The following is a 15397-nucleotide window of genomic DNA, read 5'->3' as shown; positions in this document are numbered from 1 at the left end:
AGACAAGGGAAAATAATGTAAAAAAACTATTGTATGTTTAAATCCCTTGTGTTACATTTATGTTACAAAATGATTACTGAATGTAACTTTTGTTATATTTTGTTTTCTTTTGTTTTTGGTATGTTACGGTTTATAGTTCGTATCCAATCAACTGAGATTATTTAAAACTAAAGAAATAGCAAACATAAGCTAAAAATAATTTTTCTATGTGTATAAGAGTGTGTGTAGTAAAGAGTCTGAGTTAGAGCTTTATGCCCATTATTAAAAATCCTTTCTGTCTTGAAAGAAGAAGACTACCAACTATTTAGGAGTTTTTAAGTAATGTTAGTGAATGAAATGTACTTCCTTTCCCACACACAATGTAGTACATATTCTACTTTCGGTCTAATTACTACACAAACTTTTATACATATGAAGTTATTGTTTTAGGAATATATAGGGGGAGAGAGAAAATGAGAAAGTTATTAACACTAATTGGACTTACGTTTTTAATGCTAGCTGGATGTAGTAATGGAGATTTTGAAAAAGCAATGGATGAGGGGAAGACCGCGCTAACGAATAAAGAATATAAAAATGCCTTATCATCATTTGAACGAGCACTAGATGAGAAAAAAGATGATTCAGATGCAAAAGTGTTTGTAGAACAAACGAAAGCAATGATTGAAGCAGTGAAGCTAAAAGAAGAAACAAAGGTAGAAGAATCAATTAAGTCATTTGAAAAAGTAGAGAACATGAAGAATGGAAGTAATACGCTTATAAAACAAGCAAAGGAAGAACGAACAGCATTACTAGCCATCTTAGAACAAAAAAAGAAGTATAGTGAGCAACTGGTGAAAAGTGAAGAGTTAATAAGTAAGAAAAATTATTCAGAAGCGAAGGAGATTTTAAATAAGCTAGTTTTAGAAACAAAAGATAACAAGAACCTTGAAGAATATAATAAAAAAGCCTCAGGATTAATCACTAAAATTGGTGAAGAAGAAAAAAATACAAAGAGTAAAACAGTAGCAGCGAAGGAACAAAAAACAGATGCAGTAACGAGTCAAAAGGTAGAGACAGAGAAGAATCAAAAGGTAGAGGCAGGAAAGAACCAAAAGGTAGAGACAGAGAAGAACCAAAAGGTGGAGACAGAGAAGAACCAAAAGGTGGAGACAGGAAAGAATCACGATGAATTTACTTTTGAGAAAGCTATAGGATATATCAAAAAAGAATATAATGAAGAATACACTTACACTCTTGAGGATACTCAAGTAGAAAATGGAAAGAAATATTATAAAATTAGAGTGCGTACGACATATAAAATAGAAGGCGCAGCTGGATCAGGATTTACTGGAGTATTCAAGGTATTTGAAGATGGTACAATTGTTGAAATGCACTAAATCGATGAAAAGGATACGATGAACCGTATCATAAGTAAATGAAGTTTAAAAATAAATACCTAATCCCTATTACAACGAAGCAATACGATGTAACGGGGGATATGGAACAGAAAAGTAACCCTACAAAAATGTAAGGTTACTTTTTTGGATCTACTATTAATCTGTAACTTCAATAGTTATAAAGTTCAAATGTACTAAGTATAGGGTCTCACCACACACCCATCAACTTAATAAATTTATAACACCTCAAAACAAAAATTGTGTACATTTTTACCTGGGGATGTCAATTTTCTCATTTTGGAGTCACTTCAAAATACTAGCTTGATAGCGATGTGGCAGTACCCCTTTTATTCCAAAAGACTACTTTTCTTTTTTCGTAAGCGTCAAATATTCCCCACCTACTATTTGTAAATAACCCATTAAATAATCTCCCATACTACATGTGAAGGTTTTTTTATGAAAAGACACCCTATTAAAAAATAAGAAACTTATATTCAAGACTATAAAAACAGTGGATTCTCAAACGTTGCCTGGTGTCAAAAACAGAATCTATCGGTTCATCGGCCATATTACTGGCTGAAAAAAAGTGAAGGAAACAAAAAATAACTCCAAAATCAACTTTTATTGTAGATTTCGGAGTTACTTTACGTTTACTTTTAGAATGTAATAAAAATTTAAAGTGCTTACGCTACACTGCGATACTCTTCTTGTTTTTCTTTTTTCTGATTAGGTGCTTGGATTAAAACTGCGATAATAAATGACACGACACATAATACGCCAATCACCATGAAAGTTGGTTTAAATCCACCTAAAATTGCACCGATAAATGAACCTGCAAGTGCTCCAAAACCAAAGCCTTGGTACACAATTCCGTAGTTTTTACTATGGTGTTTCATACCGAAGAAATCGCCAACAATGGCTGGGAAAATCGTGATATTTCCACCGAAGCAAAACGCTACACTTGCTACACAGACGAAATATATACCATAATTTAAATCAACAAAGCTGAGTACAAAGACTGACATCGCCATAACGACAAACGTACCGGTAACAATTTTTAAACGGCCAATTTTATCTGATAACGGTCCCAGAATGATTCGACCAACTGTATTAAAGATTGCAACCATAGCGACTGCGTTAGCTGCTGTTGTTGCGCTAAGCCCTACAAGTTGAACACCGATATCTTTTACCATGCCAATTAAGTATAAGCCACTCATACATGATGTAAATAACATAATAAATAACAGATATACTTCTTTTGTGCCTAACATTTCTTTTGTTGTATAGTCCTTGCTATTTGTTTCATGTACTGCACCTTGTTCAGCAGCTTGATGGATTAAACAAGCACCGATCACTATCATAGCTGTAACAATTAAGCCCCAGTAAATAAATGCTTGTGATACGCCAACTGAGTCAATCAGCATTGCGTTAATGTATTTAAAAATCAAACTACCTGTACCATATGCAGATACAGAAATACCTGCGATTAAACCTTTACGCTCTGGGAACCACTTAATTAAATTAGATAGTGAAGTGATATATGCTGTACCATCTGCGTAACCTACAACAACTCCTGCTAGTACATAAAGCATTACTAATGAGGAAGCTTGTGAACTAAGCATTAATCCAATTCCTAATGCTAATCCGGCTATCATAATGAGTTTACGAAGTCCCCATTTCTCTTGCAATTTACTCGCAAACAAAGTTGAGAATGCTAAAGAAAGGCTAGTGATTGAGAAGGTTATAGCAACAGCATTAAGACCCCATCCGTATTTACTCACTAAAGGCTGATTGAATAAGCTCCATGTATATATCGTTCCAAGTCCCATTTGTACAATGACTGTGCCGAGGACAACAAGCCATGGATTAACAGGTGATCGTTTCATGCCATCCCCTCCTCTCTTTTCATTTCAATTCTATTCAATAATCGTCTAACGACGTTTCGTATATCCGCAATACAATGTGTTAAAAAATCGTATACTTTTTTTGCACTCATTTTTGCCACCTCTTTCTATTTGATGGCTTTATTGTATAGGATGTAAGCAATTGTGTAAGCACTTACAACACAGAACGTCAAATATATGAAATCAGTTACAGAAAAAGCGGGATGAAATACAAAAGCTGCTTGTTACATACGAAGCAGCTTTTTGCATAAGTACGGCTGGGTTTCAGAAATATGACTCACATTTACGAGATTCCCCTAAAATATATCAAAAAAGCAACATTAAAATTTAACACAACCTAACGAAAAAAGACAAGAGTGATTCCCTTGTCTTTTTTAGAAACATATATGTATTAAGATTTATATTTTTTTACTGTACAAGGAATCGTTACAATATATAAATCTATCGCATAGATTGTAACCCAAATACCTTTTCCTTCAGCTTCTAACTTTTTATTTAGTTGCGATAAATGCTCTGAAACTTTTCTTTTTCCCCATCTTCTCGGAAACCATTGAAAAACCTTAGGAACATTATATTTCTTGTTATACCAGACATTCAATCTCCAAAAAGTGAAAAAAAATGAGACAATAATTACCATGCAAAAAATATCAAAATACGAGACTCCTAAAACCATATTATATATTCTTCCTTTTCACTAAAAATTTGATGATTCATTTCTATTTCTAATATTTTGGCCCCATCATCATAAATTGGCTTGATAGACTTTCCATAGTTTTCTCCTTTTAAAAAATAACTTATTATTATTAATAATAAAACTTTTCAAGAGAAAAAAATGTATAAATCAAAAAAAAGAAATATTTTAATACTATTATTTATAGCAATAATCTGCGTAACATTATTTATTCAATACAGAAATAGACATACAAAAACGCCATCCTTTCCTATGATTCTACAGAAAGAATAGCGTATTTTTTCATTTTAGGGGATATTTTATTTTGTTAGCTTGATAGCGATGGGGCGCTACCCCTATCTGTAATCTTCTTTATATATTTGTTCTAGAACCCTTTTTCTTCTTATTATTTAAGTAAGATTTTAGACTATTTCTTGTCTGCCTTTAGGTATATCGTATAGTTTTTTCATAATTACATTTATTGCAAGCGTTTTCATTTATAGGAATTGTTATAATCTACATTTTTTCACAAAACATTTCTTAACATATTTAACTTTAAACATTGGTAACAAAACCCTTATTGTTTATAGTTTTTAACTATGATTTTTCCCTATTTTCAATATATAGATTCCTAGAATAACAAACCCTAGTCCTACAAACGGGACAGTTGGAAACTTCGTTCCTGTTGATGGCAGGTGATGCTTTTCCTTACTTGCAATATCATTTTCCATTGTATGCTCTTTACTTTGTATATCATAAGATTGTTTAGTATTTCCATATGTAGCATGCACTTCTTTAATTTCCAGGCCACTTGTTATTTTTTGATTCTTTATTTCTATTTCTGCTATCTCGCCAGTTTTTACTTCCATTTTTTTTATTGTAGGATCAAGTACATAACCCTCTGGAGCCTGAATTTCTTTTACAACATATGTACCAGTAGGAAGTTTATTTAATGTAGCAATCCCATTCTCAGTTGTAGTGATTTCTTGTCTAAAATCCCCATGTTCACTTACAACCTCAAACACTGCCCCTTTTAAAGCTTCTCTATTTTCTCCTACCTTCATAATTTTTAACGATCCTAAAAATTCCCATCTTACTACTATATCTGTACTGCTTTTTTCACTCATTCTTGGTAATAAAGCTGTTGTATTCTGAACCCTTTTTTTGCCATCAAAGGTAACTGCTTGTAAGCTCTGCAATTTTGCATTTACTCTTATCTTGAAATTTCCACTTGTTGCGTTTTTGGGAATCATCACTTTAAATTTTTCCTCTATAGAGAATTCATTCTTTTTTTCACCTTGTTCATTTATAATTTTAACTCCTTCTGGTGCGCCCTCCATTTGAACTGAGTATACTCCAGATAATGAATTTGATTGAACTGTATATAAATTTGTTTCAAAAAATTCCCCATTTTGCTCTACAGTTTGTTTTCCAGTAGGTATTACGTTCAAATATATTTCCTGAACTTCAGTACCTTTAGAAGCCTTTTCTACCAAATGTTTTACAAGGTTATATACCTGTTGGTTTTCTGGCTTTGAATCGGCAAATTCAATTTTTTTAGATGCAATCCAGATAGCTAGTTGAGTTGCATAGTAGGCTTCCTCTTTTGTAGAAACCCCTAATTCAGCCGGCGTTTTTTGAGGGTATCCATAAAGTAAGACACGATATACTAAATCACTTTCTTTTCCAATTTCAGGAAGAGTATCTCCGTTAGGTGAATCCAGATCAGGTGATAAACAATATGCAACATCTTTTGATGACGTTCTTAGTAAGTCTGCCTTTATCTTTACTTTATTACCTTTGAATTTAATATAATTCCAGTTCATTTGAAACTTTTCTTGATGTATTACCTCGGCTGCTGCCTGCGGAATAGAAACCCCTAGCAGTATAATGATTAAACTTATAATTCCAAACCATTTTGTTAATATCCTGCGTTTCATTTCATTCCCACCATTCATCAAATTTTTAGGAAAAACCTTACATGCTGATTGTATTTGCTGTAAAAGAATATTAGTTTGATTTTTCAGATATTTATAGGTATAAATAATGCTTGTGTTATAATTTAATATTTTCTTATAATCTTTATCGTTTAATTAGATTTACAATGTTTGTTAAAAGCACTACTTACTTAACTAACTGTACGGGCGTAAATATTATTCTATACTATTAAAAACTAATTCGAAAAATCAATTTTCAGAATTTAAATCTATGTATTTAAACATAAATAAATTTAACAATCCGCCTATTAAATGAATGTTTTTTCTATACAATTTACCTTCACAAAACACCCGTCTTTATTTTTGAAAGATTTAGTATATTTTATATTCATTATATTCAGAGAATACATGACTTGCAATTCTTTTTTTATGTTATGATATTTTGTTTATTGATTCTTGTACAAGAATCAATAAACAAAAGTAAAATAATTTTAATCCTTTATCATTCTTTTAGCTATTTATATACATTCATGGATAGACCGAAAATCATATATACGCATGTGCGTTGTAACTTAAAAGGTTAATACACGGGACAATCAAACTGTTTCAACAGAAACATAAGGGACACTATTTAATGACTGATTTGACAATTTCATTATATAACAAATATTAACAACTAAAGATTTAAATTTTGAGAATTGTGTGAATTCATTAAACAAAACAATTAATTGTATTTTTTATTCTTAAAAATTCCAATCTTTCATTTCACATAAAATCAACATCGATATGATAATAAATTATAAAAAATATATGCATAGATAAATCGAGAAGAATGAGCATTCTTAAAGAGAAACATATATTTATATTCAACAATAATTTATACATACAAACTGAAAGTATATTTATGCCCACCTATAAACTATAAAAACAGACATTTGTTAACTATCTCTATTTTCGTTCGTTGTGTTCGTTTGTTTTGTTACCTTTTTATCACCCCTTAACAACAAATAAGACGCTAAACCGATCTCGGCAGCGCCTAACGAAGTAACTATAGAATTAATCATTAATAAGTATATTTGGACCCTTCCTCAACATATATGCAAAACTAGAAATAAACACTATGCAAAATATAATAACAGAGGGCCACATATTAAAATAGAATCCTTTACCTGTAATTAATCCGTATATGTTTTGGAACAAGAAATTAGCTCCTAAGATAATTCCCCCTAATATCGAACTGACCACAATGCTGATTAAATAAAATTTAAATTTTTGAAACATTTTCTCTCTACCCCTTTTCTAAAATCAACTTTATTTAGTCTGTTTTAGAAAATTATACCATTTTCTTTTTTTATACCCTTAAATCTAGATACATTTAAGGATATTTTAAGAAAAGGAAGTATAAGTACTATCTCTTCAAATGTCCATTTGGTTCAATAAAAAAGAGCACTACAATGTGCTCGCCCAATACGATTATAAAAAATGAATGCGTTGTGTCATATTTTAATATATGCCCGTCTCATTCAATGTTTTACTAGTTTAATGTGTAATTTCTATATAACAAAGAAAAAAACACCCGTTTTGGATGCTTTTAAATCTTTTCTATAACATAAACCATTGTCTTTTTTGATGGTGCATGATAAGAGTAACCTTGATTTTTATGAACATACATTTCATATTTACCTATCACTTGAAATCTTTCTGTTTCAGATTCACCGAATTTTGTTACAGAATCGCATAAAATAGTTAATTCTTTTCTATTATTGCATAACAAATTAGAAATTTGTTTTTCGATATATATTCCCCCTACCGCTAATTCTTTCAACATTTCTCCATATTGCATAATTTCTCCACCTCTCCCAATCTATTCATTCAACTAAAACCATAAATATCCTTTTATTCAAATGAACAAAAAGCCCTAACCAAAGCGACAGCTCTAAAGAGGATCGGCGAAGACAAAGAATCTTTCTAGTTTCCATGAACCAGCTGTAGTACCGTCTTTACGCATTAAAATAAACTCAATTGTAAGTGCATGTTTAGCTCATAATAAAAGCATCCTATTTGGATGCTTATCATGTAAGTATCTAAAGTTATTCATAAATACAGGTAAAAAACATATATGTTACGATACATATTTTTTTCGTTTGGGGTAATTCTAAATTCTTAAGTTGATGGGCATGGGGTAGCGTCAGGATTCTGCGCTTTTACAACGTTAAGCATATTTTTCTAACAATTATCCTAGCCAATGTAACCTGATCTCCTTCTAAATCCTTTTATTTAAATGTATAATTATATAAAAGTTATAACATTTTGAATCGAGGTGACAATTATGAGAAGTTTAGGTTCATTAGTAACCTCTACTATATGTTCAGTAATCCTTATTATTTGGAATGCCTATACCTTCTATAATAAATTCACAGCCGGAAATACATATTTTTGGATTAGTGGCATCATAGGTATAATGTTCCTTCTATTCTTTGTCAGAGACATGCGAGATATCATCAAGAAAAACTATAAAACGTCAACAGATTAGGAGCGAATACATATGCGGAAAAAGGGAGTCATTACAAATATCATTGGGGATTCGTTTCACCTGAAAACATAAGTGGAAATTTGGTATAACTTTTATATTGCAGGATATTAGAAAGGGAATGCCTATAGACTAATCTATACTGCATTCCCTTATTTTAATTGTATGTCCACTATATTTCTATTCTTCCTTTTCTAAAATTAAAAAACTGACATTCAAATTTCTTGGTTTTCGCCCCTTTCTGGCTCCACGCCATTGTAATGTAAACTCTACATGAAATGTCCAATCTATTAGCTGTTGAAAATCCCCCCTGTAAACTATAGTAACTTTTGTAAAGAAAACAACTTGGATAAAAACAAGTTGCTTTCTTTTATAGGGTATAACAAAGAAAGAGTGGAAAAACAATACTCAAACATGTAAATCAAATGGAGTAAACCGACCAATAAGACTAAAAATTCAGAAAATTTATTCGCTAAGGGTTTTTGTTTACTCTTTCTTTGTTGTTATGAGTTTAACATGAAAAATAATATAAATCAACAAAAAATCTCAAATTTCTTATAAATTCGACATTTTATTTAAATACAATATATAAAGTGAAACTTTAATCAGTAGGGGTCTTCTTCATCCCCACTGATTATTAGCCCTCACCAATCGTGCTTTTACAGACAGTTCATGCGAGATAAAAAGCGAGATCTTTAGAATAACAACAAGAAAAGCCACTGAATAAACCTTTTCTTGTTGTTTGAAATTAGCTTTTTTATCCTTGATATTCCTTATTTTAAAAACATGTTATATTATTTTTTTCTCTTTTCTCCTTTTTCTATATTCCATTCATCACCCCAATATATTGAAACTCTATCTCCTTCTTGCATACTTACCTTTGGCTCTACTGCAGCTTGAATCTCTTCACTTGCATCTTCTGCATTAATCAATCCATCCATATTTTTATTTTTTTGAAGCGCTAAGCTTTCTTTTGGATTATTTGATTTATTAGTAGGCATATTGATCTCTCCTCTTTCATTTAGTAATTACTACGGACCCTGATATTATTTCTAAATTATGAAAGTTTATGCCTATTCTATTGTCAAATTGTTTATATGAAGCTTGTTTACCAAGAGCTTTTCATACTTGATTTATAGGATCATTATTTTCCCAATTAGACATCCAATTTTGTATTCCCGCACCTGGAGCCGATTTGAAAATTAAATACCACGGCGAAACACCTTTTGCTCTTGCATGCAAAAAAAGTGAAAAAGAAGCAACGTGTATTGAACGCTGCTTCTTTCTCATTTCCCTCTATTCATCTACACACCGCGGAATTTCCAGTATCCAGAAACACCAAACTACCATTATTTTAAACTACGAGAAAGCTCTGTAAAGATAACCCCTAGTGCATAAGCACCTGCATCTGGATAACCTAAGCTTCTTTCACCAACCGTACCAGCGCGGCCCATTCGAGCAACGATCTCTTTTGTATATTCTGCTCCTTTAACAGCAGCCTCTGCTCCTTTTTCAAAAGCAGTCTTAAAGTCTGTACCAGCTGCAGCACTTTCTGACCAAGCGTTTACACAAGGTACAAGCGCATCCACAAGCGTTTTATCTCCTACCTCTGCTCCTCTTCCGAAAGATCGCTCACCAATAGACTGTATCCCTTTAAGTGCAGCCTCTAGCATTTCGGCAAACTCTGCAACTGTTAATTCCACTTTTCCTTCAATCGCCTTACCTGCAGCACGGAAAGCCCCGCCCCAAATGGGACCAGAAGCTCCTCCGCAATGTTCCATAATCACCATAGAGCACGCATCAAGGAAAGTCCCAATATTTAAATATTCTTGATCTAAAATCGAGCTCCATTCACGCTTTAATTGTTTAAATCCTTTCGCGACACTCATTCCAAAGTCACCATCGCCTGCATGCGTATCTAATTCGCAGAATGGTACTTCGTTCTTAATAATAACCTCGCTCATTTTATCTACAAGATAAATCATATTATTTAATGTAAGTACCTCATCCTTGATAATAGCGTGTTCTTCCGCTGTTTCCATCTCAAAGAAAACTGGCTTCTCTTCTACATCGTTGTTAATATCAATGTATTCCACACTCTCAATTGGCCCATCTACCTTAAACGCAGGTGTATTACATTCTTTCGATAGTAATGTTTTCAGCTCATCATCTAGTTTCATTACAGTTAGAGAAACCCCAGCCATATCAATACTTGTCATGTAATTACCGACAAACGTTCTATTAATTCTTATATTTCTTTTACTTAACTCTCTCGTAACAGCATTGTTAAATAGATACAGTTCTTGAAGCGGTGTACCGCCGAAACCATTTACTAAAACAGCAATTTCAGCATCGTCTTCTAGCCCTAAATCCTTCACAAGGTCATTTGTCATGCGTAAAGCTAGTTCGTCTGCAGTCGCAATTTTTTCACGTTTTCTACCTGGCTCTCCATGAATACCAACACCATATTCCATCTCATCTTCACCCAGTTTAAAAGTAGGCGATCCACTGGCCGGAACCGTACAAGAAGTTAATGCGAGACCAATTGTACGAACATTCGCCGCTGCTTTTTCTGCTACATCTTTCACCTGCATTAAATCCATACCTTCTTCCGCTGCGGCACCAGCTATTTTGTGTACTAACAAAACCCCCGCAACGCCGCGGCGCCCTACTGTATACAGACTATCTTCTACTGCGATATCATCATCTACACGGACATATTCAACTTGAGTGCCGTCTTCAGTAGCTAAGTGAGCACCATTTTTAAAATTCATGATATCTCCACTGTAATTCTTAATAATAAGAAGCGTACCTTTTTTGCTAGCTGTTGCTTTAATCGCTTGATATACTTGAATTTGTGAAGGAGACGCAAACACATCTCCGCATACCGCCGCATCTAGCATTCCTTTTCCGACTAACCCCGCATGCGCTGGTTCGTGTCCACTACCGCCACCACTAATTAAAGTGACCTTATTTTCGTTCATTTCTTTCTTCTTAATTACCTTGTACTTCTTTAACAACTCCAGTTCTGGATGAGCCATAACCATTCCATTGCACATCTCCATAACGAGAGTTTCAGGTTGATTTATAATTTTTTTCATTTCTTATTTCTCCTCTACACGTTTTGTTACATTCTTTATATGCCTATTCGTATCCACACTTCCACCTAGCTGACATGACACATGCCCTTCTGAATTATGATATATTTGAAAGCATATTCTCACTAACTATAGTAAAATGAAAGCGTTTTATAGTAAATGGACAAAATGAACGATTTGTCTAAAGACATCGACTTCATTAGTAGATAGGATTAGCCTCAAATGTGGACCTATAAATACATCTGAGGCTTTTTGTATTGTGTTCAAAATCGATTTCATTCCTGTTTGTTTATATATTTGGTGTTTCATCGTGACGAATTTTTTGTTATTGTTTAACTTTACATAGTAAATAAGCGGTGATGACATAGATATCGAAATATTTAAGATGATATTTTGTTTAGAACATGAATGATCACTTAAGATAGGAAAGAAGGTATAAATATGACAGATATAGTGAATTTAGCTTTATACTCCATTTTGTTTATCATCATCATATCCATCATATGTTTAATTTTATCAGTATTCATGAAGCTTTCTGGGAAGAAAACGAATCATCGTCGTTCTATTGAAAAAGAACGAAAAGTACATTCTCCGGCAAAAGACACAGGGCAATATAAAGATTCAGAAATCACTACCAAAGATGCTGAAGCAGAGTGGATGAATGCGGTAATGACAACATCTTTTGTTGTTGCAGCTATGAAAAGTGCCCATGAAGATTCAAATATCGATCATGATTTAGGAAATGACAGCCATGTCTCAGATTCAGCAAGCCATAATGATTCATTCGATGGTGGGGACTCGTCGGATTAGCAAAGTACGGAGAATACTTAGCTTTAAAGTATTCATATGATATAAAGAGAAAAAGCACTCTTATGAGTGCTTTTTCCCCGACTTGATAACCACTTTAATTTTAATAATATAATTGCATTTGGATTCTCATCCAATTACATTCTACTACACTTCAACATAATTTGTATTGAGAAAATTAATATTTTATTCAAATTATCTTCTATGAAACATTCGAATTCCTTTTTAACCTCTGTTCCTGATAACTTATTTTTTCTCCATCACAGCAAAGTAATTCTCTTCATGATCCGCAAAGTTAAACACTCTACCGGAAGGCATATTTACAATTTCTCCGACTGTGATATTTTTATTTACTAGGTCGCCACGGAATGCATCGAGATTTTCCGTGAAAAACATTAAAGAAGGTGTACCAAGATTTAATCCCGGTGACATTTTCGCAACGAATTCCTTATTGTGCAAAATAATGCTTGTTTCTGCACCCTTTGCCGGAGCAATTTCAATCCATCGCATTCCTTGACCGTTATCTTCTTCAGAAACTACACGAAATCCTACTTTTTCTGTCCAAAAACTCACTGCCTCATCTTGGTTATTTACATACAACATAATTTGACCGACTTTATGAATCATAGACTTTCCACTCCTCTATACAAATAAATGCCTAACCCTTTCCATCGCCAAAGTTTCTGATACCCTAGCGACAACTTAATAAATACGACAATAACTGAAAACTTCCTTCTAAAAAGAATGAAGCTTTTTCGTTTAGGTAGGAGATTATGAAGGGAAGATAGAATATTATCAAAATATTTTATAAGGGAGGAATATCCTTGCCAATTTCAAAAGATACTGCTAGTTACATGATTCGTACTGGAAAAATAGAAGATGCAGAAGCAACTTTAGACATACAGAAATCAATTGTTTCCGAAGGCCACTTTCTTATTTCATTACCAGAAGAGTTTAAAAAAACATCATCCGAGCAAAGAGAATGGGCGCAGAGCGTATTGGAGAATGAAAGAGAAACATTAATTGTAGCTGAAAAAGATGGTGAAGTTGTTGGGTGGATTGTATTTATGAACGAGAATAAAAAGCGATTGTCTCATACAGGTTCCTTTGGAATAATGATTAGTAAAAATTACAGAGGAATAGGAATTGGAAAAATGCTACTCCAAGCTTTATTAGACTGGGCAGAGAAAAATCCTTTCATCGAGAAAGTAAGTTTAGGAGTTTTTTCAACAAACCATAGCGCAATATCTTTGTACAAAAAGATGGGGTTCATTGAGGAAGGGCGTAAAATGAAAGAATTTAAAATGAATGATAATGAATATGTAGATGACATTCTTATGTATAAATTCGTTTAGTGAAATCCTAATCACAAGTACCATGCAAAAAAAGCCGTTCTCCTATAAATGATGGAGAACGACTTTTCCTGAATCCCCTGTTCATGTAACAAGGATTAAGCATTATTAGCTATTATCATAAAACGGTTTGAATTTGTACGAACTCCTTTTTCCGTTTTATTATGATGAATTTCCCCATCAAATCTTGGTAGGATCGGTGTGTGTTTAAATAGGAATATGAGTTCTTCGGGTGTTTCGTAATAATCAATCAAATGCCTTTTTCATTCTATTTCGTACGATTAATATCATTCCACCTAAGATTGATAACACCCCTAGAGGCATTGTATTGGATTCTATACCTCCAGCGTTAGGAAGTTCTCTGTTATCGTTTTTCATTTGAAGAGCCTTGTTAGTCTGTTCTAATTCAGATACTTTCTTTTCTACATTTTGCTTCGTCTGTTTCAATTCAGTTACTTTCTTTTCTACATTTTGCTTCGTACCTGTTAATTCAATTAATTTATTTTCTATATTTTGCTTCGTCTGTCTCAATTCAGTTACTTTCTTTTCTACATTTTGCTTCGTACCTGTTAATTCAATCAATTTATTTTCTATCGTTTGCTTGATCTGTTTTAACTCAGATATTTTTTCTTCTATCGTTTGCTGCGTACGTGCTAATTCAGTTAATTTATTTTCTATATTTTGCTTGATCTGTTTTAACTCAGATAATTTCTCTTCTGCACTTTGTTTCGACTGTTTTAATTCAGTTAGTTTCTCTTCTGCATTTTGCTTGATCTGCTTTAATTCAGATAACTTCTCTTCTGCATTTTGCCCCGACTGTTTTAATTCAGTTAATTTCTCTTCTGCATTTTGCTTGACCTGCTTTAATTCAGATACTGTCTCTTCCACATGTTGCCCCGACTGTTTTAATTCAGATACCTTCTCTTCTGCATCTTGCTTCGTCTGTTTTAATTCAGATACTCTCTCTTCTGCATGTTGCTTCGCTTCAGATACTTTCTCTTCTACATGTTGCCTCGACTGTTTTAATTCAGATACCTTCTCTTCTGCATTTTGCTGCGTCTGTTTTAATTCAGATACTCTCTCTTCTGCATGTTGTTTCGCTTTAGATACTTTCTCTTCCACATTTTGCTGCGTCTGTTTTAATTCAGATACTCTCTCTTCTGCATGTTGTTTCGCTTGCTTTAATTCGGATAACTTCTCTTCTACATCTTGCTTGATAGAATCATGTATTTTGATGGTATCAGGAACTTGAGCATTAATGGTATCAGCTCCTGTTATCATCGCTAAAGCTAGTGTGGATATCGCTACTGTTTTTTTAGTACTCATCATTTTGTACCTCTCTTCTTTCATGAGCAATAAGTTTTTACGTTCAAATCTTAATATATAAAAATTTAATAATATCAGTATAATTATACCAAATGTTTATAAATGAAACTAGAATAGTAGGATGATATATAAAATACACGAGATACTTTTTGTATATTGCCTTTTTGCATCAAACTTATTCCCAAAATTAACTGCCTAAATTGTTAATTTCTCTTTCTACATAATGTCCTTTCATTTCAGTTCCGCTTTTATTGAGATTTTGGAATTACAACTGGACCTCATACATCATTTTTCTTTAAACATTATAGAGAAATAGAAAAAGCTGGTAAACGATAATTTTTTTTTCTATAATAAAACGTAGAGGCGATCAGGATGGGTTATATTCAACTATTTGATT

Annotated in this window: 14 protein-coding genes and 1 pseudogene; 5 read left to right on the top strand and 10 right to left on the bottom strand. The window is 32.9% G+C overall.

The window, feature by feature from the left end:
- Nucleotides 1-452 precede the first annotated feature (452 nt).
- Nucleotides 453-1376, top strand: a complete 924-nt coding sequence (locus QRY57_RS06765; protein WP_286017012.1) for a hypothetical protein — start codon at nt 453-455, stop codon at nt 1374-1376.
- 492 nt (nt 1377-1868) lie between these two features.
- Nucleotides 1869-1982 carry an IS66 family insertion sequence element accessory protein TnpA gene (tnpA, locus tag QRY57_RS27090; protein WP_432804079.1) on the top strand — a complete coding sequence of 38 codons (114 nt, stop codon included), beginning with the start codon at nt 1869-1871 and terminating at the stop codon, nt 1980-1982.
- Nucleotides 1983-2059: 77 nt separating this feature from the next.
- Here tnpA and QRY57_RS06760 read toward each other — a convergent pair whose 3' ends face one another.
- The 5 genes from QRY57_RS06760 to QRY57_RS06740 all read right to left on the bottom strand — a co-directional run bounded on the left by QRY57_RS06760 (nt 2060) and on the right by QRY57_RS06740 (nt 7730).
- On the bottom strand, nt 2060-3262 hold the full coding sequence (locus QRY57_RS06760; protein WP_090691540.1) for an L-lactate MFS transporter: 1203 nt from the start codon (nt 3260-3262) through the stop codon (nt 2060-2062).
- Nucleotides 3263-3671: 409 nt separating this feature from the next.
- The gene (locus QRY57_RS06755) at nt 3672-3953 is read right to left on the bottom strand and encodes a hypothetical protein (protein WP_286017011.1); all 282 of its coding nucleotides are present in this window, start codon (nt 3951-3953) and stop codon (nt 3672-3674) included.
- 590 nt (nt 3954-4543) lie between these two features.
- Nucleotides 4544-5890, bottom strand: coding sequence for a SpaA isopeptide-forming pilin-related protein (locus tag QRY57_RS06750; protein ID WP_286017010.1), 1347 nt, complete (start codon nt 5888-5890; stop codon nt 4544-4546).
- 1053 nt (nt 5891-6943) lie between these two features.
- The gene (locus tag QRY57_RS06745) at nt 6944-7168 is read right to left on the bottom strand and encodes a hypothetical protein (protein ID WP_208017911.1); all 225 of its coding nucleotides are present in this window, start codon (nt 7166-7168) and stop codon (nt 6944-6946) included.
- Nucleotides 7169-7478: 310 nt separating this feature from the next.
- Complete coding sequence (locus QRY57_RS06740) at nt 7479-7730, bottom strand: hypothetical protein (RefSeq protein ID WP_208017912.1); 252 nt, start codon at nt 7728-7730, stop codon at nt 7479-7481.
- 486 nt (nt 7731-8216) lie between these two features.
- Between QRY57_RS06740 and QRY57_RS06735 the strand changes: the two genes are divergently transcribed.
- Complete coding sequence (locus tag QRY57_RS06735; RefSeq protein ID WP_286017009.1) at nt 8217-8420, top strand: hypothetical protein; 204 nt, start codon at nt 8217-8219, stop codon at nt 8418-8420.
- 791 nt (nt 8421-9211) lie between these two features.
- Here QRY57_RS06735 and QRY57_RS06730 read toward each other — a convergent pair.
- A complete protein-coding gene (locus QRY57_RS06730; RefSeq protein ID WP_286017008.1) occupies nt 9212-9418 on the bottom strand; it encodes a hypothetical protein in 207 nt (68 codons plus the stop codon).
- Between the two features lie 348 nt (nt 9419-9766).
- Entirely contained in the window at nt 9767-11518 is a 1752-nt protein-coding gene (gene dhaK / locus QRY57_RS06725; protein WP_286017007.1) for a dihydroxyacetone kinase subunit DhaK, read from the bottom strand.
- Nucleotides 11519-11956: 438 nt separating this feature from the next.
- Here dhaK and QRY57_RS06720 point away from each other — a divergent pair, with 438 nt between their 5' ends.
- Nucleotides 11957-12325, top strand: a complete 369-nt coding sequence (locus tag QRY57_RS06720) for a hypothetical protein (RefSeq protein ID WP_286017006.1) — start codon at nt 11957-11959, stop codon at nt 12323-12325.
- Between the two features lie 243 nt (nt 12326-12568).
- Here QRY57_RS06720 and QRY57_RS06715 read toward each other — a convergent pair whose 3' ends face one another.
- On the bottom strand, nt 12569-12949 hold the full coding sequence (locus tag QRY57_RS06715; RefSeq protein WP_090691530.1) for a VOC family protein: 381 nt from the start codon (nt 12947-12949) through the stop codon (nt 12569-12571).
- Between the two features lie 197 nt (nt 12950-13146).
- Here QRY57_RS06715 and QRY57_RS06710 point away from each other — a divergent pair, with 197 nt between their 5' ends.
- Nucleotides 13147-13677: a GNAT family N-acetyltransferase gene (locus QRY57_RS06710; protein WP_286017005.1), complete on the top strand. Its 531-nt coding sequence runs from the start codon at nt 13147-13149 to the stop codon at nt 13675-13677.
- A 95-nt stretch (nt 13678-13772) separates the two neighbouring features.
- Here the strand turns inward: QRY57_RS06710 and QRY57_RS06705 are convergent.
- Together QRY57_RS06705 and QRY57_RS06700 are read right to left on the bottom strand one after the other, a co-directional pair.
- A pseudogene (locus tag QRY57_RS06705) lies at nt 13773-13922 on the bottom strand (SAM-dependent methyltransferase); the annotation flags it as partial.
- Nucleotides 13921-15003, bottom strand: a complete 1083-nt coding sequence (locus QRY57_RS06700) for a coiled-coil domain-containing protein (protein WP_286017004.1) — start codon at nt 15001-15003, stop codon at nt 13921-13923. The pseudogene QRY57_RS06705 and the gene QRY57_RS06700, both read right to left, overlap by 2 nt.
- Nucleotides 15004-15397 lie beyond the last annotated feature (394 nt).

The organism is Bacillus arachidis (genome assembly GCF_030285945.1).
Lineage (GTDB): Bacteria > Bacillota > Bacilli > Bacillales > Bacillaceae_G > Bacillus_A > Bacillus_A arachidis.
Note: the sequence above shows the minus strand (reverse complement) of the source record. Positions and strands in the feature narration are given on the sequence as shown.

Bases quoted from the DNA above. Each gene is read 5' to 3' on its own strand.
- QRY57_RS06730 (WP_286017008.1), bottom strand. From the start codon at position 9,418: ATGCCTACTAATAAATCAAATAATCCAAAAGAAAGCTTAGCGCTTCAA.
- QRY57_RS06700 (WP_286017004.1), bottom strand. From the start codon at position 15,003: ATGATGAGTACTAAAAAAACAGTAGCGATATCCACACTAGCTTTAGCG.
- QRY57_RS06720 (WP_286017006.1), top strand. From the start codon at position 11,957: ATGACAGATATAGTGAATTTAGCTTTATACTCCATTTTGTTTATCATC.
- QRY57_RS06760 (WP_090691540.1), bottom strand. From the start codon at position 3,262: ATGAAACGATCACCTGTTAATCCATGGCTTGTTGTCCTCGGCACAGTC.
- QRY57_RS06740 (WP_208017912.1), bottom strand. From the start codon at position 7,730: ATGCAATATGGAGAAATGTTGAAAGAATTAGCGGTAGGGGGAATATAT.
- QRY57_RS06745 (WP_208017911.1), bottom strand. From the start codon at position 7,168: ATGTTTCAAAAATTTAAATTTTATTTAATCAGCATTGTGGTCAGTTCG.
- QRY57_RS06735 (WP_286017009.1), top strand. From the start codon at position 8,217: ATGAGAAGTTTAGGTTCATTAGTAACCTCTACTATATGTTCAGTAATC.
- QRY57_RS06715 (WP_090691530.1), bottom strand. From the start codon at position 12,949: ATGATTCATAAAGTCGGTCAAATTATGTTGTATGTAAATAACCAAGAT.
- QRY57_RS06750 (WP_286017010.1), bottom strand. From the start codon at position 5,890: ATGAAACGCAGGATATTAACAAAATGGTTTGGAATTATAAGTTTAATC.
- QRY57_RS06755 (WP_286017011.1), bottom strand. From the start codon at position 3,953: ATGGTTTTAGGAGTCTCGTATTTTGATATTTTTTGCATGGTAATTATT.
- dhaK (WP_286017007.1), bottom strand. From the start codon at position 11,518: ATGAAAAAAATTATAAATCAACCTGAAACTCTCGTTATGGAGATGTGC.
- QRY57_RS06765 (WP_286017012.1), top strand. From the start codon at position 453: ATGAGAAAGTTATTAACACTAATTGGACTTACGTTTTTAATGCTAGCT.